This window comes from Pseudomonas sp., assembly GCF_030698175.1.
Taxonomy (GTDB): domain Bacteria; phylum Pseudomonadota; class Gammaproteobacteria; order Pseudomonadales; family Pseudomonadaceae; genus Aquipseudomonas.
Map to the genome: position 1 here is coordinate 217,609 of NZ_JAUYNT010000017.1, position 18,101 is coordinate 235,709.

General features: G+C 60.0%; 17 protein-coding genes, 1 tRNA gene and 1 pseudogene. 8 read left to right on the forward strand and 11 right to left on the reverse strand.

Features of this window, described 5'->3' with window-relative positions:
• Window positions 1-7: 7 nt before the first annotated feature.
• Window positions 8-1,120 carry a dihydrolipoamide acetyltransferase family protein gene (locus tag Q8R10_RS08825; RefSeq protein WP_305652930.1) on the forward strand — a complete coding sequence of 371 codons (1,113 nt, stop codon included), beginning with the start codon at window positions 8-10 and terminating at the stop codon, window positions 1,118-1,120.
• 76 nt (window positions 1,121-1,196) lie between these two features.
• Here the strand turns inward: Q8R10_RS08825 and Q8R10_RS08830 are convergent, their stop codons facing one another.
• Both Q8R10_RS08830 and Q8R10_RS08835 read right to left on the reverse strand, forming a co-directional pair.
• Window positions 1,197-1,466 (reverse strand): YebG family protein, encoded by a 270-nt coding sequence (locus Q8R10_RS08830; protein ID WP_305652932.1) that lies wholly within the window; start codon window positions 1,464-1,466, stop codon window positions 1,197-1,199.
• 221 nt (window positions 1,467-1,687) lie between these two features.
• A complete protein-coding gene (locus tag Q8R10_RS08835) occupies window positions 1,688-2,299 on the reverse strand; it encodes a Crp/Fnr family transcriptional regulator (RefSeq protein ID WP_305652934.1) in 612 nt (203 codons plus the stop codon).
• 269 nt (window positions 2,300-2,568) lie between these two features.
• Here Q8R10_RS08835 and Q8R10_RS08840 point away from each other — a divergent pair, with 269 nt between their 5' ends.
• The gene (locus Q8R10_RS08840) at window positions 2,569-4,185 is read left to right on the forward strand and encodes a hypothetical protein (RefSeq protein ID WP_305652936.1); all 1,617 of its coding nucleotides are present in this window, start codon (window positions 2,569-2,571) and stop codon (window positions 4,183-4,185) included.
• A gap of 519 nt (window positions 4,186-4,704) precedes the next feature.
• Here the strand turns inward: Q8R10_RS08840 and Q8R10_RS08845 are convergent.
• The 6 genes from Q8R10_RS08845 to Q8R10_RS08870 form a co-directional block, all read right to left on the reverse strand.
• Window positions 4,705-6,177 (reverse strand): inorganic phosphate transporter, encoded by a 1,473-nt coding sequence (locus Q8R10_RS08845; RefSeq protein ID WP_305652938.1) that lies wholly within the window; start codon window positions 6,175-6,177, stop codon window positions 4,705-4,707.
• 171 nt (window positions 6,178-6,348) lie between these two features.
• A complete protein-coding gene (locus Q8R10_RS08850; RefSeq protein WP_305652940.1) occupies window positions 6,349-6,543 on the reverse strand; it encodes a hypothetical protein in 195 nt (64 codons plus the stop codon).
• A gap of 107 nt (window positions 6,544-6,650) precedes the next feature.
• A tRNA-Gly gene (locus tag Q8R10_RS08855) sits at window positions 6,651-6,724 on the reverse strand.
• A gap of 155 nt (window positions 6,725-6,879) precedes the next feature.
• Window positions 6,880-7,572 carry a pseudouridine synthase gene (locus tag Q8R10_RS08860; protein WP_305652942.1) on the reverse strand — a complete coding sequence of 231 codons (693 nt, stop codon included), beginning with the start codon at window positions 7,570-7,572 and terminating at the stop codon, window positions 6,880-6,882.
• Between the two features lie 2 nt (window positions 7,573-7,574).
• Window positions 7,575-7,790 carry a cysteine-rich CWC family protein gene (locus Q8R10_RS08865; protein WP_305652944.1) on the reverse strand — a complete coding sequence of 72 codons (216 nt, stop codon included), beginning with the start codon at window positions 7,788-7,790 and terminating at the stop codon, window positions 7,575-7,577.
• Complete coding sequence (locus tag Q8R10_RS08870; RefSeq protein WP_305652945.1) at window positions 7,787-9,268, reverse strand: sensor domain-containing diguanylate cyclase; 1,482 nt, start codon at window positions 9,266-9,268, stop codon at window positions 7,787-7,789. Before Q8R10_RS08870 ends, Q8R10_RS08865 begins: the two co-directional genes overlap by 4 nt.
• 210 nt (window positions 9,269-9,478) lie before the next feature.
• Between Q8R10_RS08870 and Q8R10_RS08875 the strand changes: the two genes are divergently transcribed.
• Window positions 9,479-11,137 (forward strand): sulfatase, encoded by a 1,659-nt coding sequence (locus tag Q8R10_RS08875; protein WP_305652947.1) that lies wholly within the window; start codon window positions 9,479-9,481, stop codon window positions 11,135-11,137.
• A 3-nt stretch (window positions 11,138-11,140) separates the two neighbouring features.
• Here Q8R10_RS08875 and Q8R10_RS08880 read toward each other — a convergent pair whose 3' ends face one another.
• Window positions 11,141-11,767, reverse strand: a complete 627-nt coding sequence (locus Q8R10_RS08880; RefSeq protein WP_305652949.1) for a TetR/AcrR family transcriptional regulator — start codon at window positions 11,765-11,767, stop codon at window positions 11,141-11,143.
• Between the two features lie 219 nt (window positions 11,768-11,986).
• Between Q8R10_RS08880 and Q8R10_RS08885 the strand changes: the two genes are divergently transcribed.
• The 4 genes from Q8R10_RS08885 (at window position 11,987) to Q8R10_RS08900 (ending at window position 16,482) form a co-directional block, all read left to right on the forward strand.
• On the forward strand, window positions 11,987-13,063 hold the full coding sequence (locus Q8R10_RS08885; protein ID WP_305652951.1) for an MBL fold metallo-hydrolase: 1,077 nt from the start codon (window positions 11,987-11,989) through the stop codon (window positions 13,061-13,063).
• Window positions 13,064-13,099: 36 nt separating this feature from the next.
• Window positions 13,100-13,501 carry a DUF1330 domain-containing protein gene (locus tag Q8R10_RS08890; RefSeq protein WP_371133305.1) on the forward strand — a complete coding sequence of 134 codons (402 nt, stop codon included), beginning with the start codon at window positions 13,100-13,102 and terminating at the stop codon, window positions 13,499-13,501.
• Between the two features lie 79 nt (window positions 13,502-13,580).
• Window positions 13,581-14,879 carry a DsbA family protein gene (locus tag Q8R10_RS08895; protein ID WP_305652953.1) on the forward strand — a complete coding sequence of 433 codons (1,299 nt, stop codon included), beginning with the start codon at window positions 13,581-13,583 and terminating at the stop codon, window positions 14,877-14,879.
• 220 nt (window positions 14,880-15,099) lie between these two features.
• Complete coding sequence (locus Q8R10_RS08900) at window positions 15,100-16,482, forward strand: DUF1254 domain-containing protein (protein WP_305652955.1); 1,383 nt, start codon at window positions 15,100-15,102, stop codon at window positions 16,480-16,482.
• On the opposite strand, the gene Q8R10_RS08905 is transcribed toward Q8R10_RS08900, so the two are convergent.
• Entirely contained in the window at window positions 16,467-17,402 is a 936-nt protein-coding gene (locus Q8R10_RS08905) for a LysR family transcriptional regulator (RefSeq protein ID WP_305652956.1), read from the reverse strand. The genes Q8R10_RS08900 and Q8R10_RS08905 overlap by 16 nt on opposite strands.
• A gap of 210 nt (window positions 17,403-17,612) precedes the next feature.
• Here Q8R10_RS08905 and Q8R10_RS08910 point away from each other — a divergent pair, with 210 nt between their 5' ends.
• Window positions 17,613-17,858: a DUF1145 domain-containing protein gene (locus Q8R10_RS08910; RefSeq protein ID WP_305652958.1), complete on the forward strand. Its 246-nt coding sequence runs from the start codon at window positions 17,613-17,615 to the stop codon at window positions 17,856-17,858.
• A 106-nt stretch (window positions 17,859-17,964) separates the two neighbouring features.
• Here Q8R10_RS08910 and Q8R10_RS08915 read toward each other — a convergent pair.
• Window positions 17,965-18,101, reverse strand: a pseudogene (locus Q8R10_RS08915) (IS1595 family transposase); the annotation flags it as partial.

The window sequence follows — 18,101 nt, forward strand, 5'->3', positions numbered from 1 at the left end:
GCATGGCATGAAGTACTTCAAATTGCCGGATTTAGGCGAAGGCCTGCAGGAAGCCGAGGTAGTCGAATGGCATGTGCAGGCCGGCGATACGGTCAAGGCCGACCAGTTGCTGGTGTCGGTGGAAACCGCCAAGGCGATTGTCGATATTCCCGCGCCTTACGATGGCGTGGTGGTCGAACTGTGTTGCGCCGCCGGCAGCCTCTTGCATGTCGGCGAACCCTTGCTGGGCTATGAGGGCGAGGAAAGTGGCACCGTGGTCGGGCGCCTCGACGCCGGCAGCGGCAGCGAAGAAGACCGCTTTTGCGTCGGTGCCGCGCCCTCAACCCAGGCCCATCTTGGCCCCCGTGCGGCACCTGCAGTGCGTCAGCTGGCCAAGCAACTGGGGCTCGAACTCAGCGGTCTGCAGGGCTCAGGTGCCGGCGGCGCGGTAACGCGGGCGGATGTGGAGGCGGCCGCGCAAGCGGCGCTGGACAAATTTGGCGGGGAAAAACTGCGCGGCGTGCGCCGCAGCATGGCGATCAATATGGCCAGGTCGCATGCCGAGGTGGTGCCTGTCACGCTGTACGGCGATGCCGATCTGCACCGCTGGGGCAAGGCCCGCGACCCGCTGATCCGCCTCGGTCAGGCGATTGCCGTGGCCTGTAAAGCTGAGCCTTTGTTGAATGCCTGGTTCGATGGCAAAACCCTGGCGCTAAAACTCTGCCCGCAGCTGGATTTAGGCATCGCCGTGGATACCCCTGATGGCCTGTTCGTGCCGGTGCTGCGGGATGTGGCGGCACGTTCAAAGACGGACTTGAAAGCCGGCATGCAGCGTTTGCGCGCCGCCGCCAAGGCCCGCGCTATCCCGCCACAAGAGATGCTTGGGGCGACCATTACCTTGTCCAACTTCGGCACCTTGTTCGGCCGTTACGCCAACCCCATAGTGGTGCCGCCGCAGGTAGCGATCATCGGTTCCGGTGGCATTCGCGACGAGGCCGTGGCCTGGCAAGGCCAGGTGGTAATTCACCCGATGTTGCCGCTGTCGCTGACCTTCGATCACCGGGTGGTCACCGGCGGCGAAGCTGCGCGCTTTATGCAGGTGCTGGTGACGGCCCTGGAGTTGCCCGAGGCCGAGGATTGAGTACTAACTCGGCAATAAAAAGCCCCTGAGGCACTGAGCGTCAGGGGCTTTTTCGTTCTAGCTGTGCGCCGCGTGGTTAAGCCTCGGCTGAGGCGGTCGGGGCAAACAGCTCGCTCAAGGCTTCGGGCTGGTTCTTGAATGCCTTGGCGAATACATCGCGGTTCTTGGCCATATAAATGCCGATTTCTTCACCTTGCTGTTCGCTCAGCGAAGACACGGCCTTTTGCAGGACTTCAGTGAGCAGTTCGGCCAGTTCGAGCATTTTGTCATGACGATCAGCTTCAGCTTTATCCATGAATAAGCGCTCCAAATCGCGGCTGCTGCGGTATACCACTTCGACGGCCATTCACCACCTCACATGCCATTAGGGTTATTGATTTTGTAAAATACTGTTTATGCGTACAGTCTAAAGGCTTGGGCGTCGCCTGGGTAGGGCGAGGTGTCGAATAAAGGGTTTTTATTTGCTTTCTTGCCCTTGGGTGGCGGGCGCGGGTTGGTCGTGGATGGCAAAAGATCAGCCTGTGGGGCGTGCAGCGGATTGCTGTCTGTGCAAATGGCCGTTTACAACTAAGAACGCTCTCCGGCAATCTCACGCAGCCTGGCAGGTTGCTGGATAAAGATGCGCTGGTAACCAATCTCGATGACGTTTTCTTGTTTGAGTTTGCTCAGCTCACGGTTGACGATGGGCCTCGAATACCCAAGTGCCTCGGCCAAATCGGCTTGCGAGGCGCGGATGCCGGTGTTTTTCGCCGCTTGCTCCGAGTCGCAGGCGCTTTCCATCATGTAGACGAGAGTGCGTGCACAACGCTGGCGCAAGGGGATCAGCATGGCGTCGGCAAACTCGTCATACAAAGCCCTGGCGCGGGCGTAGACCACTCGATCCATGGCTTGGCGGACGTTGGGGTCGGCCTGCAGCAGTGCAAGAAACGCAGCCTTCGGCAATAACAGAATTAGCGCGTGTTCGCTGGCATCAAAGTCGTGAATGGCGCCGCCACCGTCGAGCACCGGGAGCAAATTCAAAATTTGCCCTGCTTCAGCCGAAAACAGCAAATGGCGCTTGCCTTCGTGGTTGCTGGTACTCACCCATAGGGCGCCAGAAACGACGACGCTCACCCCGGCGACCGGATCGCCGCGGCGCTGAAATGACTGGCCCTGGTCGAGCGTGCGCAGGTTTCCCATTTTGCTTAGCTGCTGCAGGAGCTCAGGGCCTAATCCGGCAAACACCGATCGTGCAAGAGCAGCCAGTACCGTCTTATGCAAGCGCTCACCTCGGCAGCAAATTGTTAGGTTTAGAACAGACTCAACGCGGTTTGACTTGGATACTGACGTCCACGCCAGCGCGCCGGCTGGCAGGTCTTATGCGTACCTGGTTTGGTCTGACGAGATATCAACAATTAAACAGGTTGGTGCAGATTCTACAGCGCAACATTCTCGAGGAAAGTGGATAAATGAAAGCAACACTGCGTTTTCTGCTATGGCTGATCGCCGCGGGGCTCTTACTGAGCGTGGCGCTCGTCACCTGGGTCAATAGTCTGGGCAAAGACGACGAGGGCGTCAGTCGCCCGGCCTATGGTTCTTATACCTGGGTCAAACCCGAGCTTGCGCCCGGCGTGCCGGCGCCACAGCCTACTCCCCGTGGCGGCCCGACGCCGCGTGCCGATGGTTATGTGGTTGGCAGCCAGGGTAATGATTTCATTCTGCCGCCCATGCCGCCGGAACGCGCCATGGACATTCACCGCCAGGACAGTGTGTTTGCCAATAGCAAACTCAAGTCCTGTTTCTGGCCAGGCCCTAAGCTGCGCCCGGGTTTCTACACGACGGATCCGGATGACTACGGCATTGAAAACCAGATGCCGGACACCATGAATACCTTTGTCACGGCCTGGTTCAGGATTCCAGCGGGGGCCAAGATAGTGGTGAAGGGCGAGTTTCCCCGTATGCGGCACTGGAGCTTCACCACCTACACCGATGACGGCATCCCGCGGGATGCGCTGGATGATATCGACATAGAACCGGATGCGGGTTCGTTCAACCCATTCCGTGCCGGCGTGCCCCGCGATGTTTCGGCGCGCCGCTACAGTTTCAGCATTGAAAGCGGCGAGCCGCCGGCCAAGCGTCCGGCCAATACTGTCTATACCCTTGCCGCTCCAGGTACGGCCATCGGCATGCACATGCGCAACTATGTCCCTGATCGCAGCATCACCTACCTGGGTTCAGTCGCGGTTCCCGAGGTCGAGTTGCACCTGGCCGATGGCACTGTATTGACCGGCGAGGATGCCTGTGCGGCCACTGCCGCCCCCCTGCGCGGTAAGCAGGTGCCCATTACCTTGCCTAAGGCCGGTTGGTTGGCGATCAACAACATGCCCGGCAGCCCAGCGGATCACACCTCCGCCCACGATTTTGCAGTGGAGGGGCTGGAACGCTTCTACAACAGAACCTACATGACCCTCAGAAGCTATTGGCCAAAGCTGGCACTGGATAGTCTGGCCGTTGAAAAAGGCGGATTCTGGAGCAATAAGTCGACCCGCTATGGTTACAAGGTCCTCAGTCAGGCCTATGGCAAGGTTTATGTGGTGGCCGGCAAGATGCCCAGCACGCCACATACCTGGAATGGCGACCCAGCGCCCCTGGATCAGCATGCGGACATGCGTTATTGGTCGCTGTGCACCGTGCAGTCTCCCGTGGCTGGCGCACCGGTGGATTGCTTGTTTGATGAGGCGGTATTGCCCACCCTAGACCCGCAAGGCAATTTCTTTGCGGTCATCAGCCGCGCACCGGACCGCCCGAGCAATGCCACTGAGGCCTGTGGCGTGGCGTGGATGGAGTACGGTAACGGTGACGGGGTTCCCGGTGGTTCTCCCGACTACGGCTCGATCATCAACCGGCATACCGGCGTGAACCCGAACTTCAAGCGCAGTTGGTTTGCCGTGCAAAAGCCACAAGCGGAAAACGAAAGCATGGGCGAGTATCTGCCCTATGTCATAAATTTCCGTGAGAAGGCGAAGTTCGAGGCACTGGGCTGTCCGGTGGACAAGGCCAAAATCCTGGCGATGACCAACAAGTAATGACGGTCTTTGCGCTGCGGTGGGCGCGTGGGGCTTCACTCGGCGCCTTGCGCTGGAGGGGCGTGTTGTTGGCATGCCAATGTATCGGCGTCCCAGATTGCCATTCGCTCTTCCTCGCGAATCCGCGAAGCACAAAAGACTGCCCGCTCAGGCTGGGTGAAAACTTGGCGGTCTGAGCTGAAGATGTAAAAAATGCCCATATCGTTAGATATGGGCATTTTTGTTTATGCATTACATCCAGGGTGAGGCGCTGATCGGGACAGTTTGTTTCCCATATCGCTGGGCGACTTGGTTGCCGGCGATCATTGGCTGCGCGTGATCGAGGCCTGTGTGGCTCGTTTGGACGTGCGCGAGATAGTTTTCAGCAAGACTCAGCCCAAGCAGGCTGGGTGCCCCTCTTATGGTCCTGCGATCCGTTAAAGCAAACGCCCCGAACCAGTCGGGGCGTTTGCTTTAACGGATCGCAGGAATGCGTTTTCACGCAGCCTGCCAAGGTGCTGTTTTTTAGTCAGTCAAGCCTTAGCTAATAAAGCTTGAGGCTAGCCAGAACAAGCCGGCCGACAGCAGCACTGTGGCGGGCAGGGTCAGCACCCAGGCAATCAGAATGGTCCGCACGGTACCGCCTTGCAGGCCACTCTTGTTCGCCACCATGGTGCCGGCCACACCAGAGGAGAGTACGTGGGTGGTCGACACCGGCAGGCTGTAGAGGTTGGCCATGCCAATCGCCAGGGTGGCGGTGATCTGCGCGCTCATCCCTTGGGCGTAAGTCATGCCTTGCTTGCCAATCCGCTCGCCGACGGTGCGCACGACGCGCTTCCAGCCAATCATGGTGCCCAGGCCCAAGGCCAGCGCGACTGCCAGAATCACCCAGAACGGGGCGTACTCGGTGGTGGCTGTCAGGTCTTTGCGCAGCTTGTCCAAGTCGGATTTTTCGCGGGCTACGAGGCTTTTCAGCTTGCCGACTTTTTTCGCCGTATCGTCGAGGCAAAGCAGATTGCGGCGCAGCTCAATGCGGGTTTCGGCGCTCAGGCTTTGATAGCTTTCCACGCCCTTGAGGTTGCTCAGTACGCTGGCGATGTTGGCTTCGGTCAGCTGCGGTTCGCAACGAAACTTTTTCGGCATCTCGGTACCGTTAACTTTACCCAGGGCCAAATAGTCGCTGAGGGTTGCCGCGTTGCGTTGGTAAAACTGGCTGAGGTGCAGGGTGGCGTCACGGGTACGCTCGATCTGATAGGTGCTGCTATTGAGATCGAGTACAAACTGCGCCGGCACTATGCCGATCAGCACCAGCATGATCAGGCCGATGCCTTTCTGCCCATCGTTGGAACCGTGTACGAAGCTCATGCCCATGGCGGAGAGGATCAGTATCAGGCGATTCCAAAACGGCGGGTGCTTTTTGCTGTCGATGGCCAAACGCTCGGTCGGCGATTTGTGCATCTTCGACAGTGGCCGCCAGCGGCGCAGTGCCAGCAGGATCAAGGCGGCAATCACAAAGCCGGCAAACGGTGAGGCCACCAGGGAGATGCCGATATCAATGGCTTTCTGCCAGTTAACCCCATCCGCCAGCGGAATATCGCTGAGCAGGGCATTGGCCAGGCCAACCCCAAGGATGGAGCCAATCAGGGTGTGGGAGCTGGAGGCCGGAATACCGAAGTACCAAGTGCCCAGGTTCCAGGCAATGGCGGCGCCGAGCAGCGAGAACACCATGATCAAGCCATGGGCGCTGTTGACGTTGATCAGCAACTCAACCGGCAGCAGGTGCACGATGGCGTAGGCCACGCCGATGCCACCCAGCAGCACGCCAAGGAAGTTGAAAATGCCAGAGAAGATCACCGCTAAGTACGGTGGCATGGCTTTGGTGTAGATGACCGTAGCCACTGCGTTAGCAGTGTCATGGAAACCGTTGATGAACTCAAAAGTCAGGACGAAAACCAAGGCCAGTAGCAAGCTAACTACAACCCAGGCATCAAGCCCACTGAATAGATCTAACATGAAGGTTTTATGACCATGCCAAAATTGAGGCGGCGATTATGCCAGAGAAAGACCCAAGGCCTATACAGCACCTGCTGGTCGGTTCGTCTAATCAGCCAAATCTTGGCTTGGATTAGGTTGCTGGGGGATTTGTCCGTTCGAGTTTAGTGGCACGCTTAAGCGGTCAGTCGCTTAGGTCGACTGACGGGCTTTTTCGATTTTATGCAGTTCTTGCTGAAATGCTTGATCAAGAAGGCTGGCCTTCTTTCGCCAAGGCTTACGCTCGGGATCCGGTTGAGCGGCGTAGGTAATAACTTCCCCGCCGTATACATCCTTGTAACGTTGCGCCTGACGCGCTAACTCTGCGCTCAGTTCGTCTTTCGTCACGTGGTATTCCGTAGTTGTTGCTGGCTGCGGGTGACAGCGCCAAGTCGTCAAGACCAGTTGTTGCTATCACCGCGTTTGAACTCCACCAAGGCAGAGCTTTGTACAAATGGAGCGGGTGGCGGGAATCGAACCCGCGTAATCAGCTTGGGAAGCTGGAGTAATACCATTATACGACACCCGCTCAGGCGCCAGCTTTATACCCTAGTTGCTTGGCTAATTGAAGCCTTAGGCTTACAAACATTCGAGCGCACTGCTGCAAATGGCTCAGTTAACTACCTTGGTGACTATTCGAAAGTCAAGGCTGCCGGGGCTTGTGGCGGGTTTTTGGCGGGTTAGTCAAAACAGTGCAATTTCAGCCAAGGTTAAGGCGCGGTATTGGCCGGGCGCCAGTTGTGGGTCGAGGGGCAGGCCGGCAATGCGTTCGCGGTGCAGGCGGATAACCTTGTTGTGGAAGTGACCAAACATGCGCTTGACCTGGTGATAACGGCCTTCATGCAGTGACAGCCGCGCGCTGTGACTGCCGATCAGCTCAAGCTCGGCCGGCAAGGTGGTCAGGTCTTCGTACTGAAAGTACAGCCCGTGGGCGAAGGCTTGGGCGTATTCGGGGCCGATGGGTTGCTCAGTCTCAATCCAGTAGACCTTGGCCAGCAGGCTGGTTGGCTGCGTCACGCGGCGCGACCAGAGGCCATCGTTGCTGATCAGCAGCAGGCCGCTGGTGTTGAGGTCCAGGCGTCCGGCCAGGTGCAGATCATCTTTGTCAGGCTCATCCAGCAGGTCGAGCACGGTTGGGTGTTCCGGGTGCTGGGTGGCGCTGACGTAGCCCGGCGGCTTGTGCAGCATAAAGTAGCGCGCCGGCTTGCCGGCTTGCAGCAACTGTTCGGCTGCTTCGATGCGGTTGAACTCGCGCACCGGGTGCTGGCCATCGCGAATCACCTGGGCGTCGACGCGCACCTCACCGGCGGCCAGCAGGCGTTGTACCTGTGGGCGATTGAGGCTGGGCAGGTTGCACAAAAAGCGATCAAGGCGCACGGCTAGCTCGTCGGGGCCAGGGTTGCCGGCGCAAGGTTTTCTGCGCAGCGTGGGCACAGGCAGGCAACCCCGCGTTGGGCGGCGGGCAGGGCGTCGATTACTGCGGGGTCAATCGTCAGGCTGAAACACCAGCAGGGCTGGTCGGCGGTTTGCGGGTCGGTCAGGGCGCAGCAATTCGACTGTCCGCAGGCGGGGCACTGTTGGGCGCTATCGGTCATAGCGGCTGGCCGGCATCCACGCACAAGCGATTGCGCCCTGACTCCTTGGCCCGATACAGCGCGCGGTCGGCGCGACCAATCAGACTGTCGAGGGAATCCTCTTGGCGCAGTTCGGTCAGCCCGAGGCTGATGTTGGCGTGCAAGTTGACCCCGGCAAAAGGGTGGCGATTGAGTTCGGTTTGCGCGCGGATTTTTTCCGCCAGCAGCTGGGCGGTGGCGTTGTCGGTGTCCTTGAGCAAGACGATGAACTCTTCACCGCCCCAGCGGCAGATGATGTCGCTCTGGCGCATGCTGGCCCTGAGGTGGCGGGCAAAGCTGCGCAGCACTGCATCGCCGGCTAGGTGACCGTAGGTATCGTTAAGATTTTTGAAGTGATCGATGTCGATCAGCAGCGCATTCAGCGGGCTGTTATTGCGCTTGGCCTCTTGCAGGGCCTGGCTGGCGAGCAGGTCGAAACCGCGTCGATTGGGCAGTTCGGTCAGCACGTCGGTGGTGGCCAGCGCGACGATCCGCTGTTGATAGCGGCGCATGGCGATGCTGACCAGGGTCAGCACTATGGCGCTGATCATCAAGCTGATCAGCAGGTTCAAGTAGAGGGTTGTACGGATGCTGCTGAGGGCGTCGCTCTCGTTTTCGTCGACAAATAAATAGGCGTTCAGTTCGGGAATAAAACGCACATTAAGGTAGTGGCCGCTGCCTTGCAGTTGGTATTCGAAATTGCCGTCCTGGGGTTTTGGCAGCTGTGCCAGCAGGTCGTGCATGCCGGGCACGTCGCGCAGTGACTGCCCCACGGTGCTGCCAAGCGGACCGCCTTTGGCGCCGGTCAAGGTCAGGCGGCCGTTGCTGTCGACGAAATAAATACTGCGTTGATAGCGTTGTTGGTAGTCGTCGATCAGTTTCACGACGGCGTCTACGGCCAGGCCCACGCCCGTAACACCAACAAAGTTATGGGCGTAATCAAAGACTTTGTAGTTGATAAAGAAGGTCATGCGGTCGGCGTTGGCCATGTCGATATCGACATTGATCTTGTACGGCTCGGTCATGTTGCGGGTTTGCGCGTACCAGGAGTCGCGCGGCAGATTTTCATCGATCTGTTTCAGTACGCCCTTGGCTTGGTAGTAGGTGCGACTTTTTTCCGAGACGAAGAAGGCGGTAACCGCGCCGTAATTGTTCATGATCTCTTGCAGGTAGCGGGTCATTTGCGCCGGGTCTTGTTCGCCGGCGGCCAGCCAGTCCAGCACAAAGGTATCGCGGGCCATCATCGAGGAGATCAGCACCGGGCGGACCAAGTCTTTTTGGATCTCCGAATAGACATTGTCCGAGGTAAGCGGCAGCGCCGTGTCGATGATGCTGCTGCGTAACGAGGCGCGCGAGGTGTAGTAACTGACCAGCGAGGTGCTGACAAATCCGCCGATCAACAGCATGACCAGCAGTAACAGCAGTGAGACTTGGGTGGCTCGGGGCTGGCGTAACGTCATGCTGGAATCCGTAAAAGAGGGCCTAAGCCTATGGCTATATGCTAGCAGCGCGGGGCTGTGGGCGTCACTGCGGCTTTCGTCGGCCTGAGCTGATGGCGGCTTGATGGATTGGCTGAATGTCGCGGCTGCGTTTTGACTGGCTTGTATTGGCATTCAGCGCGCCATAATATTGCTGGACCTGCTTGCCGTGCTTCTATTGGAGAGCCTTTAATGAAACTGGGCAAAGTTCTATTGATTGGTGTGGCGGTACTGGCGCTCCTGGCCGCCGGCACCTATGCCGCGCGCAAAACCATCTTGCTGCATGCCCTGGGGTTGATGACCGATCTGCAGCATCCGCGGCAAGCCAATCACCCAGTGCCCTGGCAGGCCGGGCCTGGCACTGCGCCGACCGGTCCGCGCCCACCGAATGTGGTGGTGATCATGGCCGATGATCTGGGCTTCAATGATGTCAGCACCTTTGGCGGCGGTTTGACGGCCCAGGGTGTGCCGACTCCCAATATTGATGCCATCAGCCAGGCTGGCGTGCGTTTCGATCAGGGTTACGCCAGCGCCGCAGTCTGCTCACCCTCGCGGGCGGCGCTGCTGACCGGGCGCTACGCCTCGCGCTTTGGTTTTGAGTTCACCCCCACCCCAGGTGCCATGGCCAAGGTGGCGCCGATGCTGGAGCTGGGGGGCGAGCGGCTGCGCGAGGTGATTACTCACCCCGAGGTGACGGATCGAATCGCCTCCTTCAATGAGCTGGGCGTGCCGGCCAGCGAGATCACCCTGGCAGAAATGCTTAAAACCCGCGGCTATCACACAGTGCATCTGGGTAAATGGCACCTGGGTGGTACCCCCGAGATGCGTCCGAACAACCAAGGCTTTGACGAAAGCCTGTACATGGAAAGCGGTCTGTACCTGCCGGAAGATGATCCCAATGTGGTCAACGCCAAAATCGGCTTTGACCCTATTGATGCCTTCCTCTGGCCGAATATGCGTTTTGCCGTCAGTTATAACGAGGGACGCTGGTTTGAGCCGCGCAACTATTTAACCGACTACCTGACCGATGAGGCGGTGACGGTGATTCAGCAAAATCGTCATCAGCCGTTCTTTATTTACCTGGCCCACTGGGGCGTGCACACGCCGATGCAAGCCGCCAAGGCCGATTACGACGCCCTGAGCAGTATTGCCGATCACACCGAGCGGGTGCATGCCGCCATGGTTCGGGCGCTTGACCGCAGCGTGGGCAAAGTGTTGCAGGCGCTGCGCGATGAGGGCCTAGAAGATAACACCATTGTCATTTTTACCAGCGATAACGGCGGTCCCGGCTATGTGGGTTTGCCGCAGCTAAACAAACCGTTTCGCGGCTGGAAGCTGACCCAGTTTGAGGGCGGGCTGCGGGTGCCTTTTGTCGCCCAATGGCCGGGACATATTGCGCCCGGTAGTCGCTATCTGGCACCAGTGACCAGTCGCGATATTTTGCCGACAGTGGTGGCCGCCGCTGGCGGGCAATTGCCCACGGATCGGCCGCTGGATGGGGTTAACTTACTGCCCTATTTAGCCACCGCTGCGCCGCTGCAGCCGCCACGCAACTTGTTCTGGCGCGACGGCAGTTATCAAGCGGTGCGCGCCGGCGACTGGAAGTTGCAGCAGGCGGCGCGGCCGGACAAGGTCTGGCTCTACAACCTGCAAGACGACCCTACCGAGCAGCACAACCTGGCCACAGCCCAACCGGCGAAAGTCGTCGAATTGCAGGCGCTGCTGGCGGCCCACAATGCGCAAATGCAGCCACCGGCCTGGCCATCGTTTATCGAGATGCCGGTGATGGTCGACAAGACCCTGGCCCAGCCCGAGGCTGCTGAAGACGAGTATGTGTACTGGCAGAATTAACAATTACAGATCGCGTCCTGCCTTAGTTGCCTGACAGGCGCCGGCCAAGGTCAGGGCGCTAAAGCGCATCACCTGTTTGGCCGCCGCTACGTCGAGTTGTTGTTCGCGCCTAAGCCTGCGCCAGGCGCTGAAGCTCAGCAGCAGGTTCAGCGCATCAAACAGCAGTGGTTGCTGCGCCAGCGCCGGCGGTAGCGCTTGCAGCAGCATCGCCCCTTGCTGCTGGACAAAGTGGGTTTGGTTGTCGGCCAAGAATGGCGAGTTATGCAGGTGCAGTTGCAGCGCCAGCTGGAACGGCAAAATCGCTTCAAATACTGCGGCGCGGCGCTCAACAATTTCTTCCAGGCGGCCCTGCCAGTCGCAGGCACTAAAGGGCTTGTCGAACAGTGGAACTATCATCCCACGCAGCTCGACGGCGATCTCGCGATACAGGGTTTCCATATCGTCAAAATGCCGGAACACCGTGCGCAAGCCGACCTCGGCGCGGCTGGCGACTTGTTCGGCGGTGGGTGCCATAGCACCTTCACGCACCAGTTCGATAAAGGCTGAGACTATTTTGCTGCGGCTGGCGGCGGTTCGTGCGCGGCGGCCGTCGGCGATGGCGGGCGGATCGTTCGGCGTTTGGCGAGGCACGGCACAATTTCCTTGGGTAGCTATCTACGGCTGCAGCACATTGCGCGACTAAGCCTGGGCTTGGCTTATTGGCTGATATTCAGCGGCCATTATAAGCAACGCTTGGGCGGTTGATAGTTGACATATTGGCATGCTGCGTGTCAAAACTATAGTCGAAGTTTCACACTATGCAGGCCGAGTAAATTAGGGCTGCCTTAAGGTCGTGGTCCGGGGGCTAATGTGCTAATTCGTCGTCGTTGGTGGCTGTTGTTGCTCTTGGCTGGCGCCAGTGCACTGGCCTATGCCTATCGCGGACCGTTGCTCCTGCAGATTATCCAGCGAGTCGCCGATCAGCGCCTGGCCGAGCAGCCACTGGCCGCCTTGCCGGACGGTTTGCATGTGGGCCTGTGCGGCGCCGGCAGTCCGTTTCCCGATGAGCAGCGCGGCAGTCCCTGCACCTTGGTGATCGCAGGCAAACAGCTGTTTGTGATTGATGCCGGCACCACGGCGGCGGCCAACATCAACCGCATGCACTTCAGTCCGGGGCAGATCGATGCGCTGTTTCTGACTCACTTTCACTCCGATCATATTGGCGGTCTTGGCGAGCTGATGCTGCAGCGTTGGGGCACGGCGGCGCGCACCGAGCCCTTGCCGATTTATGGGCCCATTGGGGTCAAGGCGGTGGTCGACGGTTTTACCCAGGCCTACCGCCAGGACCAGGGCTATCGGATCGCGCACCACGGTACGGCGGTGATGCCGTCCAGTGGTTTTGCCGGTCAGGCCATTACCTTCGCCGCCATCGGTGCGGATAAGCGGGTGGTGCTGATCGATCAGCCAGACCTGCAAATAGTCGCCTTCAGCGTTGAACATTCGCCGGTGGAACCCTCGGTGGGTTACCGCATTCGCTACAAGGACCGCACTCTGGTGATCAGTGGTGACACGCGCAAATCGGCGGCGGTGCAGCGCGAGGCGCAAGGGGTCGATTTGTTGCTGCACGAAGGCCTGGCGCCACAATTGACCGCCGTGTTGCAACGCAGCGCCGCCAAGGCGGGACGGACGAATCTGGCCAAGGTGTTCGTCGATATTGTCGACTACCACACCACCCCCGAGCAGGCCGCACAGATTGCCAGGGACGCTGGCGTGGGCATGCTGTTGTTTAATCATATAGTCCCGGCACTGCCGTTACCGGGCATGCAAAGCCTGTTTTTGGGTGAGGCGCCGACGATCTTTAGCGGCGCCATCAAGGTGGGTATCGATGGCGATTTTGTCAGTCTGCCGGCTGGCTCGAAAGCCATCGAATTAAGCTCGCGGATGTAACTCAGGCCTACGGCCATATGTTTTGGAGTCATGCTGATGTCCCTGATCACCGCCATAGATCCCACTCGCGCGAGCCTTGCGCAATTCGCTGCTGAGCTACCGGCCGACACTCCGGTGGTGATGCTTAATTTACTGCGCTTTAACCCGCAGGCCAGCGACCAGTCGGGCCGCACCGGGCGCGAGGCCTATGCCGAGTATTCGCGCTTGATCATGCCGTTACTGGCGGCAGTCGGTGGTCAGCCGATTTGGTTGGGGCGTGCCCAGTGCGCGCTGATCGCCCCAGCGGGAGAAAGTTGGGACGAGGTGTTGTTGGTCAAGTATCCGCATCAACAGGCGTTTTTGCAGATGATCGGCTCGCCTGAGTACCAGGCCATTGTTCACCACCGCAGCGCCGCCTTGCTCGATTCGCGGCTGATCGCCACCCTGGAGGGGGCATAGTGTCCTGGCGATTATTACTGCTGGTTTTGGCCCTGCTTGGCGCTGGGCTTTATTGGCGTCGATCAACACGGAGCAAAGCATGAAGGTGCTCATCGGCAGGGGCTTCACCCAACTCATCACCAGCCGCCGCTTGCGGGCCGGCCAACGCTGGTTGGCCGCACTGCCACGGGTGCTGCTGGGCAGTGCGGCGCAGCTGGAGTATTGCCATCAGCTCGATGACCCTTACAGCCATTTGCTGCTGCAGTTGTTGTCGCCCTTGCTGCGTCAATACCGGGTGCAACTGACCGTGCATCTGGTGCCGCCACCGACGACGGCGGCTGCGCCCGAGCCGACGCGTTTGCGAGATTGGTCACGCCGCGATGCCGCGCAATTGGCCCGGCAGCTGGGTCTGGAGTTTAGCGCCGACGCCATTCAGGCCAATGCCGAACAGCTGCGGCTGGCCAATCAGGCCGCGTTGGCGGTGCTGGGGCGCAGTGATGCGCTGGAGCAGCTGCTGCAGATCAGCCGCGCGCTCTGGTCGGGCGACTGCACGGCCCTGCAATTACGCGCCGCCAGCGTGAGCCCGGCGGAGCTTGAGCTGGCCTTGAGCAGCGCGGCGGCGCGGCGGCGCAAGCTGGGGCATTACCTGGGCGCCACGCTGTTTTTTGAGGGTGAAAGTTATTGGGGCGTTGATCGCCTGCGTTATTTAGAGCAGCGCCTGCGCGGCGCCGGTTTGGCGCGTGGCACCCTGACCTGGCTGGCGCCGTTGCCGCGGGTCGAATGCCGGGCCAAGCCGACCAGCTCGGCGCAGCCACAGTTGTATTTTTATTGCTCGTTTCGCAGCCCCTATACCTACTTGGCGGTGGCGCGAGTGCGGCAATTGGCGGAGCACTATGGTGCGCAGTTGCAGCTGCGGTTTGTCTTGCCGATGGCCATGCGCGGCTTGCCGGTACCGCTGGAGAAGCGCCTGTATATAGTTCGCGACAGCAAGCGTGAGGCCGAGCAGCTGGGCCTGCGCTTTGGCGATATCGCCGACCCGCTCGGTGCGCCCACCGAGCGTGGCCTGGCGGTGCTGCATCAGGCGATTGGCTTGGGCAAGGGCGGCGAGTTTGCCGAGTCTTTTTTGCAGGGGGTATTTGCCGATGGCATCGACGCCGGCAGCGATGCGGGCCTGCAGCTGTTGGCCAGTCGCGCCGGGTTGGATGCCGAGGTGGTGGCCACGGCCTTGGCGGATCAATCGTGGCGGGCGGTGGCTGAGGCTAATCGACAAGAGTTGTTCAGCCTTGGGCTATGGGGCGTGCCGTCATTTCGGGTCGATAACTGTCCTGTGCAGTGGGGTCAGGATCGCCTCTGGTTGATCGAGCGTGATTTGATCGTCGCGACTGCGGCCCGTGATTGAAATAAGAGGTCAGCATGGCGTGCAACATCCTTCAGGCACGTTGCCGCTTTGATCAATTATCTGTTGTTTGGCGCAGCTGTCAGGGGCTGGCCAAATCGCTAAGCTGGCGTGTTGAAATTGCTGCACCGTCCTGGGCATTTGGCCTGGGGTGTACTGAAGAAAACAATAATAGAGCGAGCCCAGTTCGCTTCCCTTTGCTTGTGTGTTCTAAGGATTTGCTATGAGTATTTCTGTAAAAGCGTTGCCTGCGCGTCAGCACGGCTGGTTGAAACCGCTGTTTGCCGGCCTGTGCCTGGTGCTGGTGGTGCTTGGCGGGCTGTTGTTCAGCCAGCGCGAGCAGATTCGGCGGGCGGCCGAGAGCTATGTATTTGGCTACCCGCTGGTGATGATGGACATCACCCGGCAGTACCTGAGTATCCGCGGGCCGGAGAACCAGCTGAATCATCTGCGGGAATTTCCCGGCGCCGACTTTCGTGACGTGGTGCGGCCGAATCTCGACACCCTGTATTCGAGTGCCTGGCTGAACCTGCAGCAGGGTCCACAGGTGCTGGAGTTGCCCAAGGACCCCAAGCGCTATTACCTGATGCCGCTGATGGACGCCTGGACCAATGTCTTTGCCTCGCCCGGAACTCGCACCGGGATTCCCGCCAGTGGCGCCTACCTGCTGGTCGGCCCGAACTGGCAGGGTGAGCTGCCGCCGGGCCTGAGCCTGTTGCGCGCGCCCACCAACATGGTCTGGCTGGTCGGTCGGACCCAGACCAATGGCAGCGCCGACTATCCGCTAGTACATGCTCAGCAGGATCAATACCGGTTGCGCAGCCTGGCCGACTGGCAAGCCGGCAAGACGCCCACCGCGCCGGCCCGGCAGGCCAGCGGCGAGAAGCCGCCAGTGCCGTTGTATCAATTGCGCGCGATGTCGGCGCAGCAGTTCTTCAGTCATCTGCAGGCGCTGCTGGCCAATAATCCACCGAGCGCCGGCGACGCGGCGGCCATGGCTCAACTACAAGCACTGGGCGCGCCGGCCGACTGGGGGCTGTTTAAGCAAGGCCTGGTCAAGCTGAGCATGTGGCTGGCCAACTGGCGTCTGGAGAGTGGCTGGTCGGCCGGTGGGCCGCTGGTTAACGGCTGGAGCACGCCACCGGCGGATATCGGCAACTACGGCAACAATTACCCCTTGCGCGCGGGAGTGGCCATGATGGCCTTGGCCGCCAATACCCCGGACGATGCCATGTATCCCAACACCAAGGTCGATGGCCAGGGCCAGCTGCTGGACGGCAGCCAGCGCTATCGCCTGCACTTTAGCGCCGCGCAATTGCCGCCGGTAAAGGCCTTCTGGTCGTTGACCGTCTACGACCAGGATGGCTTCTTGGTCGCCAACCCACTGAACCGCTTTGCCCTGGGCGATCGCGACCCCCTGGCCTTTAACAGCGACGGCTCCCTGGACCTCTACCTGCAAGCCACTGAGCCGGCCGCCGAGCAGCGTAGCAACTGGCTGCCGACCACCGCGCAAGGGCCGTTTTTACTCAATATGCGCCTGTATTGGCCCAAGTCTGCGGCCTTGCAGGGCAGCTGGCAGATGCCGGCGGTTCAGCGGTTGGACTGATCCCTATGGGCGGGCAAGAGGGCGGCGCAGTGCTGGTCGACCTCTTGCAGCAGCGTGCTGAAGGCCTGGGCTGCGGGAGACAAACTGCGGCCGCTGCGGCTGACCAGGCCATAGGCCGAACTTTGCGCCAAACGCTCCAGGGGTAGATCGAGCACGGCCAGGCTGCCACTGAGCACTTCCTCGGCGATTACATCCCAAGGCGCCATGCTCAGGGCATCGCTGGCACTGACTAAAGCTTTGAGCACCATGAAGTTGTCGCACTCAATCGTCAGCGGGTGGGCACGGCCAGTCAGGGTTTGCATGGTCTGGTTGATTGCCGTGGGCAGTGAGGTGCCGGCCAGTGGATAGGCGAGGGAGGCGTTGAGCTCCAGGGGGTCCTTGCTCAGCAGGGGATGACCAGGGCGGCAAAAAATCACTCCGGGGTATTGCTGCAGCGGGATTACGCACAGCTGCGGGTCGGCGCCGTACTCGCGAATGTCGGCCACGTACAGCTCCAGCTCATCGTTGAGCAGACGCCGGCGCAGGTTGCGCCAATCGTCGATCAGTAGCTGCACGCGGACTTTGGGAAAGCTGCCGCTGAATTGCCCGAGCGTCTGCGGGATCAGCCGGGCGGCCGGGTAAGGGCCACAGCCCAGATGCAGCTCGCCGGCCTGCAGATTGCCCAGTTGGCTAACCGCATTCTCCAGGGCGCGGCTGCCGGCCAGTAAGCGGCGGGCGTGTTCGAGTACCAACTGGCCGTGGGCGGTGAGGCTCACCCCGCGACTGGGGCGCTCCAGCAACTGGCAATCGAGGCTGCTTTCCAAGGCCTGGATGCTACGGCTGAGTGCCGGTTGGCTGAGGTTGACCGCGGTGGCCGCGCGGGCGAAATGGCCGTGTTCGGCCAGGGCAACAAAGTGACGGAGTTGGCGCAGGTCATTCATGCGGCTATCTCATGGAGTTCAGGCGGTAAATGCATTTGAATTATCAACTGCTGTTTGCCAGTCTGCCAACTAAGGCGCGGTCTAATCAGCAGGGCGTCTTGGCTGTGCCTGGGAGGGGGCGCAGAGCACTCATCTGCGATTAGTTTGATCGCGGTAAATTTGGCGCCAATTTATTGCGTCGAAAAATTATAAAAAATTGAGGAATTGAAAATGCCGATCTGGAAACTTGCTAAAGCCTTACTGTTGTTGTTTTGGGTGGCCGCCTTGGTCAACGTGCTGATGCCTTTCCCGGAGCCGCTGGGCGGGCGCCTGGGTTGGCTGGCCGGCATCATCCTGATCGCCCACGTGGTGGAAATGCTGCTGTTCAATCGCCGCCTGCAGGCTCGTCCGCAACCCTGGCTGGAGCGCTTGCAAGTGCTGGCGTTTGGCTTTGTGCACTTGCGCAGCCTGCGTTAGCGGCGGTTTTGCGCCGCGCGCTGTGTGCGTGTGATGGCTGATGCGTCGCTCGGGCGCCCCGCGTGGCTCAGTTAACTGCGCACGGCCAAATAGGGCTTAGTTAAGGCTATGTACCCGTTAACTGTTGAAGGGGTCGCCCAACGGCCTCTTGCAGGCAAAACTCGGGCTGAATACGCTTTGCATACCGCTCTAGCATGCGTCGCCAACCCAAGTAATTGACGAGATACTTGGTCGCCACACCAT